The organism is Dactylosporangium sp. CA-152071 (assembly GCF_050936335.1).
Classification (GTDB): domain Bacteria; phylum Actinomycetota; class Actinomycetes; order Mycobacteriales; family Micromonosporaceae; genus Dactylosporangium; species Dactylosporangium maewongense.
Map to the genome: position 1 here is coordinate 894,063 of NZ_JBNJMZ010000001.1, position 16,929 is coordinate 910,991.

General features: G+C 73.6%; 14 protein-coding genes, 1 pseudogene and 1 riboswitch. Of the genes and pseudogenes, 8 read left to right on the forward strand and 7 right to left on the reverse strand.

Annotation, left to right across the window (positions count from 1 at the left end):
- Positions 1–312: 312 nt before the first annotated feature.
- Together ACQEVZ_RS03505 and ACQEVZ_RS03510 are read right to left on the reverse strand one after the other, a co-directional pair.
- On the reverse strand, positions 313–1,056 hold the full coding sequence (locus ACQEVZ_RS03505) for a maleate cis-trans isomerase family protein (RefSeq protein ID WP_433361200.1): 744 nt from the start codon (positions 1,054–1,056) through the stop codon (positions 313–315).
- A complete protein-coding gene (locus ACQEVZ_RS03510; RefSeq protein WP_433361203.1) occupies positions 1,053–1,610 on the reverse strand; it encodes a TetR/AcrR family transcriptional regulator in 558 nt (185 codons plus the stop codon). The genes ACQEVZ_RS03505 and ACQEVZ_RS03510 overlap by 4 nt, the downstream gene beginning before the upstream one ends.
- Positions 1,611–1,693: 83 nt before the next feature.
- Here ACQEVZ_RS03510 and ACQEVZ_RS03515 point away from each other — a divergent pair, with 83 nt between their 5' ends.
- The 4 genes from ACQEVZ_RS03515 to ACQEVZ_RS03530 all read left to right on the forward strand — a co-directional run bounded on the left by ACQEVZ_RS03515 (position 1,694) and on the right by ACQEVZ_RS03530 (position 6,397).
- The gene (locus ACQEVZ_RS03515) at positions 1,694–2,587 is read left to right on the forward strand and encodes a DUF4437 domain-containing protein (protein ID WP_433361206.1); all 894 of its coding nucleotides are present in this window, start codon (positions 1,694–1,696) and stop codon (positions 2,585–2,587) included.
- Between the two features lie 7 nt (positions 2,588–2,594).
- Positions 2,595–2,817: riboswitch (cobalamin riboswitch) on the forward strand.
- A 131-nt stretch (positions 2,818–2,948) separates the two neighbouring features.
- Positions 2,949–5,186 carry a 5-methyltetrahydropteroyltriglutamate--homocysteine S-methyltransferase gene (gene metE / locus ACQEVZ_RS03520; protein ID WP_433361209.1) on the forward strand — a complete coding sequence of 746 codons (2,238 nt, stop codon included), beginning with the start codon at positions 2,949–2,951 and terminating at the stop codon, positions 5,184–5,186.
- A gap of 164 nt (positions 5,187–5,350) precedes the next feature.
- A complete protein-coding gene (locus ACQEVZ_RS03525) occupies positions 5,351–5,569 on the forward strand; it encodes a helix-turn-helix domain-containing protein (protein ID WP_344505561.1) in 219 nt (72 codons plus the stop codon).
- Positions 5,570–5,680: 111 nt separating this feature from the next.
- Positions 5,681–6,397, forward strand: a complete 717-nt coding sequence (locus ACQEVZ_RS03530) for a Clp protease N-terminal domain-containing protein (protein ID WP_433361214.1) — start codon at positions 5,681–5,683, stop codon at positions 6,395–6,397.
- Positions 6,398–6,473: 76 nt separating this feature from the next.
- Here ACQEVZ_RS03530 and ACQEVZ_RS03535 read toward each other — a convergent pair whose 3' ends face one another.
- From ACQEVZ_RS03535 to ACQEVZ_RS03545, 3 genes and pseudogenes are all read right to left on the reverse strand, one after another.
- A complete protein-coding gene (locus ACQEVZ_RS03535; RefSeq protein WP_433376605.1) occupies positions 6,474–7,460 on the reverse strand; it encodes a caspase family protein in 987 nt (328 codons plus the stop codon).
- Between the two features lie 170 nt (positions 7,461–7,630).
- A pseudogene (locus ACQEVZ_RS03540) lies at positions 7,631–8,360 on the reverse strand (serine/threonine-protein kinase); the annotation flags it as partial.
- 1,284 nt (positions 8,361–9,644) lie between these two features.
- Entirely contained in the window at positions 9,645–12,233 is a 2,589-nt protein-coding gene (locus ACQEVZ_RS03545) for an ATP-binding protein (RefSeq protein ID WP_433361217.1), read from the reverse strand.
- A 122-nt stretch (positions 12,234–12,355) separates the two neighbouring features.
- On the opposite strand from ACQEVZ_RS03545, the gene ACQEVZ_RS03550 reads away from it, so the two are divergent.
- The 3 genes from ACQEVZ_RS03550 (at position 12,356) to ACQEVZ_RS03560 (ending at position 14,658) form a co-directional block, all read left to right on the forward strand.
- Positions 12,356–12,946 (forward strand): carboxymuconolactone decarboxylase family protein, encoded by a 591-nt coding sequence (locus ACQEVZ_RS03550; protein WP_433361220.1) that lies wholly within the window; start codon positions 12,356–12,358, stop codon positions 12,944–12,946.
- A gap of 11 nt (positions 12,947–12,957) precedes the next feature.
- A complete protein-coding gene (locus ACQEVZ_RS03555; protein WP_344505570.1) occupies positions 12,958–13,527 on the forward strand; it encodes an OsmC family protein in 570 nt (189 codons plus the stop codon).
- 144 nt (positions 13,528–13,671) lie between these two features.
- Positions 13,672–14,658: a hypothetical protein gene (locus tag ACQEVZ_RS03560; protein WP_433361223.1), complete on the forward strand. Its 987-nt coding sequence runs from the start codon at positions 13,672–13,674 to the stop codon at positions 14,656–14,658.
- 74 nt (positions 14,659–14,732) lie between these two features.
- On the opposite strand, the gene ACQEVZ_RS03565 is transcribed toward ACQEVZ_RS03560, so the two are convergent.
- Positions 14,733–15,569 (reverse strand): sigma-70 family RNA polymerase sigma factor, encoded by an 837-nt coding sequence (locus ACQEVZ_RS03565; protein ID WP_344505572.1) that lies wholly within the window; start codon positions 15,567–15,569, stop codon positions 14,733–14,735.
- A gap of 94 nt (positions 15,570–15,663) precedes the next feature.
- Between ACQEVZ_RS03565 and ACQEVZ_RS03570 the strand changes: the two genes are divergently transcribed.
- On the forward strand, positions 15,664–16,122 hold the full coding sequence (locus tag ACQEVZ_RS03570) for a carboxymuconolactone decarboxylase family protein (RefSeq protein WP_344505574.1): 459 nt from the start codon (positions 15,664–15,666) through the stop codon (positions 16,120–16,122).
- Positions 16,123–16,129: 7 nt separating this feature from the next.
- Here the strand turns inward: ACQEVZ_RS03570 and ACQEVZ_RS03575 are convergent, their stop codons facing one another.
- A complete protein-coding gene (locus ACQEVZ_RS03575) occupies positions 16,130–16,828 on the reverse strand; it encodes a DivIVA domain-containing protein (protein ID WP_344505575.1) in 699 nt (232 codons plus the stop codon).
- Between the last annotated feature and the right edge of the window lie 101 nt (positions 16,829–16,929).

Consider the following 16,929-nt stretch of genomic DNA (forward strand, 5'->3'; position numbering starts at 1 on the left):
CAAACCCATCACGAGCACGCCCTTCCTGGCGGGGTCAGGTCGCATTCAAGGTAATGAGTACCCTCGGGAGAGCGGGACCGGTTTCGAAAGGGCGGTCCGACGTTGCCCGAGGAGGTCAGCGACGGACGTGGACGGTCGCTCGTCAGGCGGTGAAGAGCATGACGATGATGAATTTCCGCGTCGCGTCGATGTAGACCGCTCCCTGATTGTTCGGCCGGGATCCTGCCGTCCAGGGTGACCAGGTGCGAGTGCAGGACGCATGCATTCCGTCGGCAGCGCCCCGCTGCGGCGGTGGACGTGAAGTCCTGCCGGTCAGTGGGAGCGGAGCAGGCGGCCCGCGCCGGGGAGCTGGTCGGGGAGGCCGTGGGAGCGCAGGGCGTGCCAGAGGGTGGCGGCGTTGATGGCGATGACCGGCTTGCCGAGCTCCTCCTCCAGGGTGTCGGCGAGGGCGACGAACGACAGGTTGGTGCCGACCTGCACGATCGCGTCGACGTCCGGGGCGTCGAGGTCGGCGACGACGGCGCGGAGGCGTGCGGAGGGGACGCGGGCGATGTCCGTCGCGGTCGGGCAGCGCAGGCCCGTGATGGCGGCGACGTCGAACCCCGCCTCGGTGAAGAACCGGCCCACTTCGCGGTCGGCGATCGGCTGATACGGCGAGAACACCGCGATCCGGTGGCAGCCGAGCTCCCGCAGGGCGGCGCGGCACGAACTGGCGCCGGTGGTGACCGGGAGGCCGGTGCGGGCGCGCAGGCGGTCCTCGAACGCGGCGTTGCCCTCCACGCCACCCCAGAACGTCTCGGCGGACATACCCATGACCATGCGGTCGGGCTCGGCGGTGAGGACGTCGCGCACGGCGGTGTCGATGGAGGCGCGGATCTGGACCAGCAGCGCCTCGAAGCTGGCGTCGTCGCCCATCGCGGGGTTCGGGATGTGCATGGAGCCGGCGCGGAACGCCACCCCCGGCACCCGGGCGCTCCAGTAGTCGTGCTCGACGACGGTGTTGGTGCTGGGGACGATGACGCCGAAGACGGCGCGCGGCCCGACGGCGTTGGTCATGCGCTCAACTCCTGACAGACGGCGGAGACCATGCGGTGTGCCCGCGCGCGGGCGGCGGGGCGGTCCAGCAGCAGCGCGTCGAGCAGGAGCGGCGAGACGATCGCGGCGACCGCGTCCTCGCGGTCCTTCGCCGGGGCGCCCGCGGCGCGCAGCACGGTGTGGAACGGCGCCAGGAGGTCGGTGACGTACCGCTGGCGCAGCGGCACCGCCGCCGGGTCGGAGGCGGCGGCGACGACGAGGGCCTGCAGGAACGCGCCGACGGGCCGGTCGCGGAGCCGGTCGCACAGCTGGTCGACGGCGGCGTGCAGGTCCTGCGCCGGCTCGCCGGTCGGCGCGCCGGGCGGCAGCGGCGCGACGTCGATCAGCGCGGCGAGCACCGCGCCGGGCGTGGGCCAGTGCCGGTAGATGGTCGACCGGGACACGCCGGTGACCTGGTGCAGCCGCTGCGCGGTCAGCGCCGCCGCACCCTCGGCCAGCAGCAGCTCCAGGGCCGCGGTCAGCACGACGGTCTCGGTGTCGGAGGTGGGGCCGGCGGGTCGGCCAGGTCGGGTCACGAGCGTTGACGGTACACCTTGTACGCGAAACTATTAAGCGATACATTCCGCACCGGAAACTGCTGCCGAGCCTGGAGGCACCCATGCGCCCGCACGTGGAGATCGTCGACGAGCGTGACCTGATCTGGCACCTCGCCGAGTTCCAGCACGCCACCGGCACCGCCGAGCAGCGCAACCTCAGCTACGACGAGGAGGACGGATCGGCCTCGCTGAAGGTCCGCTTCACCGGCGACTGGTCGCGGCCCGCCGGCGTACACGACGCGGACACCGAATGGTTCGTGCTGTCCGGCGAGGTCGTCATCGGCGACACCGCCCTCGGGCCGGAGGGCTACTGGACCGCGCCCGCCGGCGTGTGGACCCCGCCGGTCACGGCGACGGCCGGCACGGAGATCCTGCTGTTCCGCGAGTACGGCGACTGGCACTTCCACCCTGAAACCAAGGACCGCGAAACCGTGCGGCCCGACCAGAAGCTCGTCGTGCTCGACAGCGCCCGGATGCCGTGGATCGACGTCAAGGACGGCTCCCCGATGCGCTTCGACCTCGGCGGCACGCCGGTGCCGGGCCTGTTCATCAAGCTGCTGCACCGCGACGAGAAGACCGGCTTCTACACCCGGCTCATCAAGGCCAAGCCCGGCTGGCGGGAGGTGCCGCTCGCACACCACCCGTGCTCCGAGGAGGCGTACTGCCTCGACGGCGGCTTCGACTACAACTTCGGCAAGATGTGGCCCGGCACGTACTTCTGGCGCCCGCCGCTGATCCGCCACGGCGACTTCACCGCCGACGCCGAGGCCGGCTGCACGTGGATCGTGCGCTCCGACGCGGACCTCGTCGACTGGTACACCGACAACGCCCGCGTCCAGATGCACGGCGACGCCACCAACTGGGGCGAGGGCTTCCCGCACAGCGCCGCGCCGCGGTTCATCGAGCCGGTCCGCTCCCGCAGCATCGGCCGCTGGAGCGACCCGACGCACCAGTGAAGGCATGTATGGTGTTCGGTGCAGCTGGTTCGGCCGGTCCCCCAGGACCGGCCGTGGCAACAGGGAATCCGGTGCGAATCCGGGACTGCCCCGCAGCGGTGAGTGGGAACGACCGCCGTCATTGAGCACTGGGCCGCGAGGCCTGGGAAGCGACGGCCAGTAGGCGACCCTGGACGACATCCAGGGTCACGCCCGCGAGTCCGAAGACCTGCCAGCGCACCGCGCGCCGCCCGGCGTGCGGTGGTCGGAGGCCGCGCGGGACGGCCGACGCCATCGAACGGCCCACGCGGCGCGCCGCCGCGCGGCCGGTGGCGTCCCCCCGTGCCAGTCCGGCCGTCGTGACTGTGCACCGAGGGGACACATGAGCACCACATTCGGGCTGAGCACCGTGCTCGGCTACCCGCGCATCGGCGGGAACCGCGAGCTGAAGCGGGCCGTCGAGGCCTACTGGGCCGGCACCATCGACGAGGACACCCTGGAGCGCACGGCGGCGACGCTGCGCGCCGACGTGTGGCAGACGCTGCGCAACGCCCGCCTCGCGGCGATCCCGTCGAACACGTTCTCCTACTACGACCACGTCCTCGACACCGCCGTCGCGGTCGGGGCGACACCCACGCGGTTCACCGCGCTCGGGCTGTCGAAGCTCGACACGTACTTCGCCATGGCCCGCGGCGTGGACGCCGAGCCGGCGCTCGAACTGACGAAGTGGTTCGGCACCAACTACCACTACCTGGTGCCCGAGATCGGACCCGACACCGTCTTCGCCGCCGACCCGGCCAAGGCGCTGCGGGAGCACGCCGAGGCCCGCGCCCTGGGCATCGAGACCCGGCCGGTGCTGGTCGGACCGGCCACGTTCCTGCTGCTGGCCAAGGGCGACGACCCGTTCGCCCGGCTCGACGACCTGGTCGGCGTCTACGCCGAGATCCTCGCCGCCCTCGCGGATGCGGGTGTCTCGTGGGTACAGCTGGACGAGCCGGCCTACGCCACGGACCGCGGCCCGGACGAGATCGACGCGCTGCGCCGCGCCTACTCCCGGCTCGGCGCGCTCAGGGCCCGGCCGAAGCTCTTCGTCGCCACGTACTTCGGCGAGATCGGCGACGCCCTGCCGGCCCTGCTGGACACGCCGGTCGAGGCGATCGGCCTCGACCTGGTCGCCGGCCCCGGCAACCTCGACCGGCTCGCGGCCGCCGGACCCCTCGGCGGCAGGACGATCGTCGCGGGGCTCGTCGACGGCCACAACGTCTGGCGCACCGACCTGCGCGCCGCGGTCGCCGCCGGGGCGGTCGTCGCCGGCCTGGCCGACCACGTGGCGGTGTCCACGTCCTGCTCGCTGCTGCACGTGCCGGTGGACCTGTCCGTCGAGACCCGCCTCGACCCGGGCCTGCACGAGCGGCTCGCGTTCGCGCGGCAGAAGGTCGACGAGGTCGTGCTCCTCGGCCGCGCGCTGCGCGACGGCACGGCCCACCTGCCCGCGCCGCTGCCTCCGCCCCCGGCGGCGTGGCGGCACGACGAGGTGCGCGCCCGGCTCGCCGCCCTCACCGCCGCGGACCGGCGGCGCGGCGACTCCACCGCCCGCGCCGCCCGCCAGCAGGAACTGCTCGGGCTGCCCGACCTGCCGACGACCACGATCGGCTCGTTTCCGCAGACCGCCGAGCTGCGCGGGGCCCGCGCCGCGCTGGCCGCCGGCACCCTCGACGACGAGGGCTACACCGCGCTGATGCGGGCCGAGGTCCGGCGGGTCGTCCGGCTGCAGGAGGACCTCGGCCTGGACGTGCTCGTGCACGGCGAGCCGGAGCGCAACGACATGGTGCAGTACTTCGCCGAGCAGCTGTCCGGGTTCGCCGCCACCGAGCACGGCTGGGTGCAGTCGTACGGCTCCCGCTGCGTCCGCCCGCCGATCCTGCACGGCGACGTGGCCCGCAGGGCGCCGATGACGGTCGGGTGGGCCACGTTCGCCCAGTCGCTGACCACCCGGCCCGTCAAGGGGATGCTCACCGGCCCGGTCACCATCCTCGCGTGGTCGTTCGTCCGCACCGACCAGCCGCTCGCCGGCACCGCCGACCAGGTCGCGCTCGCGCTGCGCGACGAGTGCCGGGACCTCGAGGCCGCCGGGATCCGGGTGATCCAGGTGGACGAGCCGGCGCTGCGCGAGACGCTGCCGCTACGCCGGGCGGCGCAGGGGGCCTACCTGGACTGGGCGGTCGACGCGTTCCGGCTCGCGACCAGCGGCGTCGCCGACGACACGCAGATCCACACCCACCTGTGCTACTCCGAGTTCGGCGACGTCATCACCGCGATCGACGCCCTCGACGCCGACGTCACCAGCATCGAGGCGTCCCGGTCGAAGATGGAGGTCCTCGACGACCTCGCCGCCGCCGGGTACCGGCGTGGCGTCGGACCCGGCGTGTGGGACATCCACTCGCCGCGGGTGCCGTCGCGCGAGGAGATGGCCGAGGCGCTGCGCCACGCGGTCGCGGCCGTCCCGGCCCGGCGGCTGTGGGTCAACCCCGACTGCGGCCTGAAGACCCGCGGCTACGCCGAGGTCGAGGCGTCCCTGCGGCATCTCGTCGCGGCCGCCGCCGAGGTCCGCGCCGGCTGATCTCTGGAGCCGTGGCACGTGCCGGCGCCTCACGTCGGGGTCGGCACGTGCCGTTGGCGTTTGCGGCCTGTGTACAGCGAAGCCCGGCGCGCTGCAGGCCTGTCGTCCTCGGTTGGCGTCAGCACATGTTGACGATTTCCGCGTCGTCAGCTTATGCTGACGGTATGACCGTGATCGACGAGCTCGGTCGCGCCGCGCACGACAGCGACCACGACGTCGCGCTGCGGGCCGTCGCCCGCCTGCGCCGCCTGACCGAGCAGCTGGAGGCCGAGCGGGTCGCCGCCGCCCGCCGGGACGGATGGTCGTGGCAGGACATCGCGCTGCGGCTCGGCGTCACCAAGCAGACCGTGCACCGCAAGCACCGCGGCACCGGCGACGACTGATGCGCCACTGCCACCGTCGACCGCGAACGCCGGCCGCCATCACTGATCGCCACCACCGATCGCCATCGCCGGTCGCCATCACCGATCGCATCGTCGTCGCGAGGAGGACTGATGTTCCGCGGTAGCCATCCCGACCTGTGCCGGACCATGGGCCGCGCCGTGCTGCGGGCCCGCGAGCTCGGCCACCCCCGCACCGGCAGCGAGCACCTGCTGCTCGCGCTCACCACCGGCACCGACGAGGTCGCCGCCGTGCTCGCCCGGCACGGCGCGACCGAGCCCGCGGTCCTCGACGCCGTGTGCCGGGCCGCGCCGCTGGGCGCCGGCGTCGCCGACGACCGCCAGGTCCTCGCGTCGCTCGGGCTCGACGTCGACCGGCTCCTCGAGGGTGTCACCCCGGCGGCCCTCGACCGGGTCACCTGGCGGGAGCCGCTGCTGCCGCTCGGCGCCGCGAAGGCGCGGCGGTGGTCCGCGCAGAAGCGGCCGCCGATGGGACTCGACGCGCAGGCGGCCTTCGAGGCGTCGCTCCGGCTCGCCCTCGCCCGCCGCGAGCGGGACCACCGCACGGAGCATCTCGCACTTGCGCTCACCGCGCTCGACCCCGGCGCCGCCTGGACGCTCGACACCGCCGGCGTGGACGTCGCCCGCCTCCTCGCCGACCTCGGCCGGTCCTTCCCGCCGCCGCGGCGCAACCTGATCCTCCGCGCGGACCGCCGCCTGTGGCACCGTTCGCGCCACAACGACCTCGTCGCCCGGTACCAGCGAACCACCGGCCGCACGGCCACCTCACCCGGCGCCCTCCCCGCCGTCATTGCCGGCCAAACGATGTAACGACCTATTCAGTCAGCGCTGCTTACAGGGTGAGGCGGCGGCTGGTCAGCGGCAAGAGCTGACCGCCCGCCGGCGTTCAGCCGAGCGCCGCCTGGTTGCGCACGAGAGCGAGCGAGCCGATGGTGTTCGACCCGCGCTGCTGCGGGCTGGGCAGGGACCGGGCCCGCATGGCCGCGCACAGCGGGTCGTAGATGTCGCCCAGCTCGAGCAGATCCCCCGCATCCGGCAGGCCACCGCGCAGGATGTTCAACAGCTCACCGGTGAAGGCCGAGTTCCGCTCGCCCTCGGGCGCGTGCGCGAGCCGCGTCGCCGAGGTGGCGGTCAGGATGTACGTGCCCTCGATGTCGACCAAACCTGCGGCGACGTCGCCGGGCCGGCCGCCCATGTGCCGCAGCGCCATGCCGGAGAAGCAGCAGTCGAGCACCAGCACGGTGTTGACCGCGCTGCTGTCGAGCAACGCCTGGCGAAGCTTGTCGTACTGCAGCGCGGTGTACGGAACGCGGGAGCTCCTGATCGCCGCCAACCCGAGGTACAACTGGGCATCGGAGCCGATCAGGCCGTGCCCGGCGAAGTAGACCAGCACCGTGTCCTGGACCGGCTCGATCAGCTCGTGCACCTGCGCGGCCACGTCGAGGGCCGGGTCAAGGATGCGATGGATGCGGGCCGGGTCGAATCCGCCCCGCAGTGGATCCCCGAGCACGGCGGCCAGGTCGTCGATGTTGTTGACGACGCTGGGAATGGGGGGCAGGTCGGGATCCAGGTACTGCGCCGCGCCGATGAGCACCGCGGTCGACTCGTGGATCTGCGGAAGGCGCGCCGCCCGCCGCCCGAAGGTGCCGGTGGAGCGGTAGACGGTCCCGGCGCGCGACTCCAGCGACACCGTCTCCGCGAGCAGTGGCTCAGGCACCGTCGACGAGCCGTCGACGGTGCTCGCGCCGACCGCCTTGATCAGCACGCCGGTCGGCGGCAGCGACTCCGGCGACGGGTCCGGCGGCCGCGTCGCGCTCCTGCCGTCGGTGCCGGTCAGCAACTGGCCGGCCCGCTCGCGGAGGCGCCGGAACATCCCGGTCGCCGCCCGCGGGTTCTCGACGGCGGGCGGCCGCAGTCCGGCGGCCGGCGGTGGCGGGGTCGTCCCGGCGGAGACGGTCGCATCGGGACTTCGGTCGACGGCAGCGAACGGGGACGTTGCCGTCGGGCCGAGGGCTTCGGATGCACCGGTGGCGACCTGCCGGGCGGCCCGACCCAATGCGGCCGCACTCGGCCACCGCGCGCTCGGTTCCTTTGCCATCGCCCGCTCCACGACCTGGCGTACGGGCGGCGGAATGTCCCCTGGCAGCGGCGGTGGGCTGTCGCGCACGTGCCGCATCGCGATCTCGAGAGGGTTGCTGCCCTCGAAGGGGAGCTGACCACTCAGGCACCGATATGCCACGACGCCGAGGGAGTACACGTCCGACAGCGGGGTCGGCCGGGCCCCGTTCACCTGCTCCGGTGAGATGTACGGGGCGGTGCCGAGCATCATGCCGCCGCCGTTGCTGAGCCGGCTGGTGTCGGTGGATCCGGAGATGCCGAAGTCGGTGAGCACGAGCGTGCCGTTCGGCCGGACCATCAGGTTGCTGGGCTTGACGTCACGGTGGACGATGCCCTTCTCGTGCGCCGCGTGCAGCGCGTCGGCGGCCTGCGCGATGAGCGCCATGGTCCGGGCGGGGGTGAGCCGGCCGATCCGCGAGAGCGCATGGGACAACGTCTGGCCGTCGACGTACTCCATGACGATGAACGCCACCCCGTCTTCCTGGCCGTAGTCGTAGATGTCGACGACCCCGGGATGGTTGATCGTCGCCATGCTCCGCGCTTCACCCCGGAACCGTTCAGCGAAGACGAAGTCGTTCAGTAGGGTCGGCAGCACGAACTTCACGGCCACGGTCCGGCCGAGCAGCTCGTCAGTGCCCTTCCAGACGTCGCCCATGCCGCCGCCGGCGATCCGTTCGTCCAGCCGGTACCGCTGGCCGAGGACGCTGCCCGCACGGCTCGAGCCGGTCTGAGACCGGCCGGCGACGAGATCGCGAACCGCGCGGAGCACGGCCTCCTGCTCGACCAGGCGCCTGGCCTTACGCGAGTCGCCGCGCGAGATCGCCTGAGTCCGGTCCTCGGCGATGCCCGCCATCTGCCGCTCGATCTCGGGCAGCGTCGGCAGCGAGCTGGAGTGCACGAGCGCGTCGCCCTTCGCGACCTGCAGCAGCTTCAGCCGCAGCGGCAGCAGGCGCAGCCCGAGCCGCGCCAGCACCAGGGACGAGTTCGCCGCCTGCCCCTTGGCGCTCTGACCGTGCTGCAGGATGGCGACGAACATGTCCGCGGCGGACACCGAGCGCCGGGAGTCCGCGCGGGCCTCCTTGGCGGCCAGCCGGAGGATGGGCTTGGCGTCGGCGCCCAACTTCAGGGTGGCGGGCCCGTCCTCGACCAGCCCGTGGGGCAGGCGCTCGACCTCCGCGCACACCTGCTCGAGGGAGACGCCGAGGGCGTCGGCGGCCTGCACCGCCGGAGCACACACCTGCAGGCATCCGACCAGGATGAGGTCCGAGTCGATGCTGCTCCGGCCGAGCTGCCGGGCCGCCGACTCGGCCGCCTTCAGGACCTTGCGCGCGTCCTGATCGAGGTCGGGAAACGCGCGACCGTCCGGCACCGGCCCATGATGGCAAGGTGCCGGCTGGCGTCACCAGTGGCCGAACGGGTCGATGTGCACGCAGAATCACCGACCCGTCACGGATACGACCGGCGGCGGTGCTCATGGCGTGGCGGACTGGACGCACATCGCAATGAGCAGGGTGATGGCCTCTGTGTCGGTGAGGGTGTGTTCGTGGCACAGGGAGCGCCAGGTCTGGAACGCCGTGGCATGGGCAATGGTCGCCTGGAGCCGCCGGCGGCGGGCGCCGCGGGCGTGGAAGGGGCGAAGCAGCAGGTCCAGCCGGTATGCCTCGGCCGTGGTCTCGGCGGCGCGGATCTCGGCGGGGAGGGCGGCGCGGTCGCGGGTAGCGTTGGCCTGCGCGTCGAGCTACCCACCTGGCTCCCGGCATCATCGACCGCTTCCGCCTCGACACGGGCTGCCGCCGTCGTCAGGACGAGGACGCGGGCTGCCGCCGGCGTCAGCGCGACGACGGATGCCTGCCGCCGGCGTCGAACGAGGGGACCCGCCGTGGGCGTCGAACGAGGGGGCCCGCCGTGGGCATCGAAACGAGGGGGCCTGCCGTGGGCGTCAGGACAAGGGCACGGCCTGCCGCAGGGCGTCGGCCGGGGTGAGGGTGCGGCCTTCGGCGTAGGCGTCGTCGAAGGCCGGGCGTCCCAGCGTGGTCGCGAGGTCGCGGTGCAGGTCCTCGTCGGCCGGCTTCGACGGGCGCAGGTGGGGGCCGGACGACTCGCGCTGGCGATACGCGGCGCCGAGCAGGACGGCGGCGGGCCGGGGCTGGTCCTGCGCGGCGGCGAGCGCGGCGAGTGCCTCGAGGGACTGCACGAGCACCACCGACTGGCCGGCGACCAGGACCGCCTCGGCGCAGCCGCGCAGCAGCTCGCCGGCGCGGGGCAGGTCGCCGGTGCGCCTGGCTTGCTCGCCGAGGACGAACAGCGCCCGTCCCGCGCAGCGGCGGTCGCCGAGCCTGCGCAGCGCCGGCAGCACGTCGTGCATGAGGTCGGCGGCGCGAGCGGTGGAGCCGCGGACGAACGCCCACTGGGCGAGACCGACGTCGGCGTGGACGATGTCGGCCTCGCTGCCGGCGGCCTCGGCCATCGCCCGGCTCTGTGTCAGCCAGGCGTGGATGTCGTCGTCGGCGACGCCGGCCGCCATGGCCCGCTGCGCCATCATGAACAGGGTGTTGGCCGCATACACGTGGTCGCCGGCGTGGCGGAACAGGGTGACGCTGTCGCGGCCCCACTGCAGGGCCTCGCTCAGTGCCCGCGATGCCAGCACGAGACCTTGCATCGTGAGCGCCCGGTCCCACCCCCGGTCCTCGGGGAAACCGTCGAGGGCCTCGCGCAACGCGGGGTGGCTCAGCTCCGGCCGGATCCAGGTCGAGCACATGCCGACCGCGCGGGCGGCGGTCGCCCGTGTCAGCGGGTCGTGGCCGGTGGCGAGCTGCCGCGCCCGCTCGGCGAGGTCGAAGGCGGTGCCGGCGTCGCTGGGGTGCAGCACGGCGCTGGCCGCGGCGAGCCCGGCGACCGCCGCCGGTGTCGCGGGCGGCTCGCCGGCGGCCAGGGTCCGCTGGATCCACTCCTGCGCCTCACGCCGCTGCCCGGCCAGGTCCCAGAACCGTTCCAGGACCGCGATCCAGCGCCACGCCGACTCGGTGTCGCCGGTGTCCACACTGTACGAGAACGCGGCGCGCACATTCGGCTGCTCCGTCGAGACGCGCAGGAACCACGCCCGCTGCTCGGCGTGCCTGAGCCCCTCGGCGGCGCGCTCGCCGAAGGCGAGGAAGTGCGCGGCGTGGCGGCGGCGCGCGCCGGGTTCGGCGTCGCCGGCGCAGAGGCGCTCCGCGGCATAGGACCGGATCGTCTCCAGCAGCCGATACCGGCGCGGCTCCCCGCCGGCGGTGGACACGAGCGACTTGTCGACGAGCGCCGGCAGCACTCTGACCGCCGCCCGCGCGTCGCCGTGGACCGCCTGCACGGCATCGAAGTCGAAGTCGGCGGGGAACACGCCGAGCCGGTCGAACAGGGCGCGCTCGTCGGCGTCGAGCAGCTCATAGCTCCAGTCGATGGCGCTGCGCAGGGTCCGGTGCCGCGGACCGGCGGTGCGGGAGCCCGCGGAGAGCAGGTCGAAGCGCTGGTCGAGGTGCTCGACGAGCTCGGCCGGCCCGAACGTGCGCAGCCGCGACGCGGCCAGCTCGATCGCGAGCGGCAGGCCGTCGACCCGCCGGCAGAGGGCGGCGACGGCGGGGGCGACGCCGTCGGTCAGGGCGAACCCCGGCGCGGCGGTCGCGGCCCGGTCCACGAACAGCCGCACCGCCGCGCTGCCCGCGATGTCCGCCGCGTCCAGGGAGGCCGGCACATCGAGGGGGTCCACCTGGTAGGTGACCTCGCCGGGCACGCCGAGGGGCTCGCGGCTGGTGGCGAGGATCCGCAGCGGCCCGCCGGCGCGCAGCAGCGTGGCGACGACGTCGGCGGCGGCCGCCACGACGTGCTCGCAGTTGTCGACGAGCAGCAGACCCGGCAGGCTGGCGGCGGCGTCGCCGAGGATGTCGGTCAGGGACCAGCCCGGCTCCGGCACGACACCCAACGCCCGCGCGACGACGTCACCGACGAGATCCGGGGTGACCGGCGCCAGGTCCGCGAGCCACACCGCACCACCCGCACCACCCGCACCGCCCACGCGACCCGCACCGCCCACGCCAGCCGCGCCACCCGCACCGCCCACGCCACCCGCACCGCCCACGCCAGCCGCGCCGCCCACGCCACCCGCGTCGGCCGTGACGCCCGTGGCGACCCGGAACGCCAGCCGGGTCTTGCCGACCCCACCCGGCCCGGTCAGCGTGACGAGCCGGTGCTCGCGCAGCAGCGCCCCGACCTCGCCGGCCTCCCGGTCCCGGCCGACGAGGCTGGTCAGCGGCGTGGGCAGGGCCGGCGTGGAGCGGGCCGGACGGCGCAGCGCGGCACCGGCCTCGACCAGCGCCGCCCGGTCGGCGACGCCGAGCTTGCGCAGCAGCGCCGCGACGTGGCTCTCCACGGTCCGCACCGACAGGTGCAGCCGCTCGGCGATCTCCCGGTTGCGCAGCCGCTCCCCGACCGCGCGCAGCACCTCCGCCTCGCGATCGGTGACGCCGGCCGCCCGGCCCTGCCCCTCGACGCTCATGCCCGCATTCTCCCTGGCAGGTCTGACAAAACTCCGTAGGAGGTTCCGTGCAACGTACGGATGACCCGGCGGGGCCCATCGGCGAAGCTGATGCGGTCAGTACACCACCGGACAGGAGCAGCATGGACACCGCAGGCTTTCTCGCGACCCCCGAGCCGACCGCCGAGGCGCAGCGCCTGTTCGACGACGACGTCGCCGAGCTCGGGTACGTGATGAACAACTCGCGCCTGTGGGCGTACCAGCCGGAGACGCTGTCGGGGCTGTTCGAGCTGCTCCGGAACGCGAACGCCGGCGACCGGCTCAGCCTGCGGCAGCGCGGCATCCTCGTCACCGCCTGCGCGTCGGCGTTCGGCGACTCGTACTGCGCGCTCGCCTGGGGCGGCAAGCTGGCCGGGCTCAGCGAACCGGAGACCGCCGCCGGGGTGCTCACCGGCAGCGACGCCGGCCTGAGCTCCGAGGAGCGGGCGATGGCCGGCTGGGCCCGCAAGGTCGCTCGCGACCCGAACGGCACCACCGAGGCGGACGTCCAGGTGCTGCGCGACGCCGGCTTCAGCGATCCGCAGATCTTCACGATGACGGTGTTCGTGGCGCTGCGGCTGGCGTTCTCGACGGTCAACGACGCGCTCGGCGCCCGCCCGGACCAGGCGCTGCACGCCTCGGCCCCGGCCGCCGTGCGCGACGCGGTGACCTTCGGCCGCCCCGTCGCCTCGTAACGGGCGCAGTCATGGCCTCGACGCGCGACGACTCCAGCCGCAACGGCGTGGACGTCGCCGCCCTCTCCGCCACCGCCGACGCGGTCCGGGGCAACCCGGCCGCGGCCGCGTTCCAGTTCCGGGCCCACAACGAGTGGATCAGCGGCACCCACAACCGCGGCACGATCCACGACTACTCCGGCGGCGGCGAGGAGCGCACGCACGAGCGCACGTTCCAGTTCGACGCCGACCACCCGGCCGTCCTCGCCGGCCGCGACAACGGCCCGACCGGACCGGAGCTCGTCCTGCACGCGCTCGCGTCCTGCCTCACCGCCGGCCTGGCGACCGCCGCCGCGGCCCGCGGCATCCGCCTCACCGAGGTCCGCTCGACCGTCACCGGCGACCTCGACCTCAACGGCGTCCTCGGCCTCGACCCGGCCGTCCGCAACGGCTTCGGCCAGATCACCGTCCGCTTCACCGTCACGGGCGACGCCCCCGCCGACCAGCTGCGCGACCTGGTCGAGCACTCCCGGGCCCGCTCGGCCGTCCTCGACGTCCTTACCAACGTGGTCCCCGTCACGATCGAGGTCGCAACCGTTTGAACCGGCCAACGCGTCCACTCAGCCACAGAGGCCCCACACCGACAGGAACCCCCCACATGTGCGCATCACCGTTGGTCCCGGACGCGACGCCCCGCCACTGGGCAGGCCCGTCCTGACGCCCGGTAAGGACATAAGCTCTGCGGCGTGTACTTCGTGCGCCGGTGGCGGGACGAGTCGCCGCTCAGCAAGCAGGTGATCAGGGTCGCGGACGCGACGGTGCTGGAGTGGTTCCGGCGCGGCTGGGACCAGGAGGACCCGGACGGCTGGGTCGGCGACGAGCTCGACGGCGGGGTCTACGGGCTCGAGTCCATCTTCGCGGAGGCGCGGGAGCTGCACCTGCCCCGCCCCGACACAATCGACGAGCTCCGCGGTCTGCTCGACGAGCACCTCTGGGTCGAGGGCGACGACGACGGCACCTTCATCCGGCTCGACGAGCACACGTTGCGGGTGCGCACCGACGACGACGAGGTCGACCTGGCCTACTACTTCATCGAGGACGTGGCCGCGGCGCCGGACCGGGTCGCGTTCCTGCTGTGGGACGGGTGGCCGCTGCCCGCGGGAGCGTCGGACGCGGCCTTCGACCACGACGTGCCGGTGCAGACCGTGCGGCCCGCGGGTGCCGGACCGGACTGCGTCTACTCGGTCCGCACCTGCTGGCAGCACCCCGGCACCGGGACGAACCTTGACCTGGCGGGCGCGGTGGCGTTCCCCGGGCTGACGCTGCCGGAGCTCGCCGGGCACCTGCGCGACGCCGCCGATCCGGAGGCGCTGGGCTGGCCGCACGACGCGCGGCTGCTGCGCGCCCTCGTCGGGCCGCAGGACGGCGACATCGGGCCCGCGATGGAGCGGTTCGCGCGGCTCGGCGGCTACGACCCCGAGCCGGCCGGGATCGACACCGTGGCGGAGCATGACCTGATCCACCAGCGGGTGGTCAAGGACCTGGCGGCCGAGCCGCTCGCCGGGACGCGGGTCAGCCTGGAGCCGCACATCGCGCAGGTCGCCCGGCACATCGACAGCTTCTTCGGCTTCGACCAGTGGTTCGTCTTCGACACCCGCTGGGCGGCGGCGCACCCCGACCTGGCCCGCTCGCTGCTGCGGTACGCCGCCCACTGGGACCCGTTCGACGAATAAGCGACGAACAAAGCGACGGACGAGCGACCGGACGAGCGACCGGACGAGCAGCGGACCCCGGGCCCGGCGGGCGGTCAGGCGACCCAGGAGGGGACGATCTGGGCGAGCCTGGCCGGGTCGGTCAGCGTCGAGATCCTGGTGACGACGCCGCCGGTGACGGTGAAGGCCATGACCGTCACCGGGCGGCCGCCGACCGTGACGAGGACGCCGGGGACGCCGTCGATGAGCGCGGGATGGACCACGGCGTCGGGGCGGGCGAACGTCGTGGCCTGGGTGGCGACGGCGGTGGCGCCACGGATGAGGGTGCCGGCCGCGCGCAGCTCGATGTCGGGGGCGAGGACGGTCAGGAGCGCGGCGACGTCGCCCCGGCCGGCGGCGGCGAGGAACGCGTCGATGACCTGCCGCGCGGCGGCCTGGTCGCCGGGCTGGTCGCCGGCTGAGGGGCGGCCGAGGCGCACGCGGGACCGGGCGCGGCTGGCGAGCATCTTCGTGGCGGCGGTGCTGCGCCCGAGGACGCCGGCGATCGCGTCGAACGGCACGTCGAACACGTCGTGCAGCACGAACGACACCCGCTCCGCCGGCGTGAGCGCGTCCATCACGACGTACAGCGCGAGACCCACCGACTCGGCGAGCAGCACTTCCCGCGAGGGGTCCGCGTCGTCGGAGAGGGAGCCGACGAGTAGCTCCAGCGGCTCCTCGCCGCGCCTGCCACGGACCCGCAACGTGTCCAGGCAGATCCGCGAGGTGACCGTGGTGAGCCAGCCGCGCAGGTCGTCGATGCCTTCGGACCCGGTCCGGGCCAGCCGCAACCACGCCTCCTGCACGGCGTCGTCCGCGTCGGCGTGGCTGCCGAGGATGCGGTACGCGACGGCGTGCAGATACGGACGGTGGGCATCGAACTCGTCGGTCACGGCGTTCCCCCTTGATGCGGTGTCACCATCACGACGTCCACGGGACCGGAAAGGTAACGCGTTACCTTCCGGCCGCGGCGGACGTCGCAATGGCATGACGACACCACGAATCCAGAACACCGCGACCCAGCCCGACATCACCGCCGCGATCCAGCACCTGTACAAGCAGGTGTACGCGGGAGGCGTACCGCGGCAGACGCTCGAACTGGTGCACCTGCGGGCGAGCCAGATCAACGGCTGCAGCGCCTGCGTGGACGCCGGGGGCGTGAGCGGCGCCAAGGCCGGCATCGGCACCGACAAGCTGCTCGCCGTCGCCGCCTGGTACGAGCACCCGGCGTTCGACGACGCCGAACGGGCCGCGCTCGCGCTCACCGAGGCCGCGACCCGGCTGGCCGACCGGCCGGGCGCGGTCACCGACGAGATCTGGGCCGAGGCCGCGAAGCACTACGACGAGCGGCAGCTGGGCGCGCTCGTGCTGATGGTCGCGGTCACGAACTTCTTCAACCGCATCAACACCACCCTTCGGGTGCCCGCGGGCACCCGTTGGGAGTGACGGCGGGTCACACGTCGCGCGACGGCTCCGGCTCGGGCTGCTGCTCGTGCCGGGGCCCGGCGACCAGCTCGCCGGCGACCGCCTCGGCGTCCTCGATGTCGGCCTCGACCTGCGGCTGGCTGACCCACAGGGCGCGCATCTGCTGCTGCATGAACGAGGTGAGGCGCGACCGGTACTCGTGGTCGAAGCGCTCCAGGGCCTCGATCTGCTGCTGCAGGGCCTGCCGCTTGGCGGTCAGGCCACCGACGACGTCCTCGTAGATCTGCTCGGCGCGCTGCTTGATCTCGTGGGCGCTGGCGCGGGCCTGCTGGATGATCTTGTCCGAGCGGTCCTGCGCCTCGGCCAGGACGTCGGAGGCGTTCTGCTCCGTCTCGGCGGCGAACTGCTCCGCCGACTGGGCGATGCTGTCGGCCTGCGCCCGCGCGTCGGCGATGATCTTCTCGGCCTCGGCGCGCAGCGCGTCGGCGCGCGCCTGGGCCTTCTGCACGATCTGCCCGGCCTCGGCGTGGGCGCCGGCGCGGATCTGCTCCGCCTCGCGCTTCGCGCCGTCGAGGTGCTCCTCGGCGGTGCGCTGCGCCATCGTCAGCACCTGCAACGCCTGGTGCTGGGCGTTGATGGAGTTCATGTCGGGGCGGGGCGCCTGCTGCTCCGCGGTGTTGTTCAGCTGCGCGTGACCGTTCGCGAGCCGATCGTCAAACGGTCGCATCCCGTGCTGCGTCATGGTCCCTGCCCTCCTCGATGGCGATTCCGCACTCCGGCCGCGAACCGGCCGCGAGCGGGGGCGGGTGCAGAATGCCACGCGGACAG

Bases quoted from the DNA above. Each gene is read 5' to 3' on its own strand.
- metE (WP_433361209.1), top strand. From the start codon at position 2,949: ATGAGCACCACATTCGGGCTGAGCACCGTGCTCGGCTACCCGCGCATC.
- ACQEVZ_RS03535 (WP_433376605.1), bottom strand. From the start codon at position 7,460: ATGTTCCGGCGCCTCCGCGAGCGGGCCGGCCAGTTGCTGACCGGCACC.
- ACQEVZ_RS03545 (WP_433361217.1), bottom strand. From the start codon at position 12,233: ATGAGCGTCGAGGGGCAGGGCCGGGCGGCCGGCGTCACCGATCGCGAG.
- ACQEVZ_RS03525 (WP_344505561.1), top strand. From the start codon at position 5,351: ATGACCGTGATCGACGAGCTCGGTCGCGCCGCGCACGACAGCGACCAC.
- ACQEVZ_RS03530 (WP_433361214.1), top strand. From the start codon at position 5,681: ATGTTCCGCGGTAGCCATCCCGACCTGTGCCGGACCATGGGCCGCGCC.
- ACQEVZ_RS03515 (WP_433361206.1), top strand. From the start codon at position 1,694: ATGCGCCCGCACGTGGAGATCGTCGACGAGCGTGACCTGATCTGGCAC.
- ACQEVZ_RS03570 (WP_344505574.1), top strand. From the start codon at position 15,664: ATGACGACACCACGAATCCAGAACACCGCGACCCAGCCCGACATCACC.
- ACQEVZ_RS03555 (WP_344505570.1), top strand. From the start codon at position 12,958: ATGGCCTCGACGCGCGACGACTCCAGCCGCAACGGCGTGGACGTCGCC.
- ACQEVZ_RS03575 (WP_344505575.1), bottom strand. From the start codon at position 16,828: ATGCGACCGTTTGACGATCGGCTCGCGAACGGTCACGCGCAGCTGAAC.
- ACQEVZ_RS03505 (WP_433361200.1), bottom strand. From the start codon at position 1,056: ATGACCAACGCCGTCGGGCCGCGCGCCGTCTTCGGCGTCATCGTCCCC.
- ACQEVZ_RS03550 (WP_433361220.1), top strand. From the start codon at position 12,356: ATGGACACCGCAGGCTTTCTCGCGACCCCCGAGCCGACCGCCGAGGCG.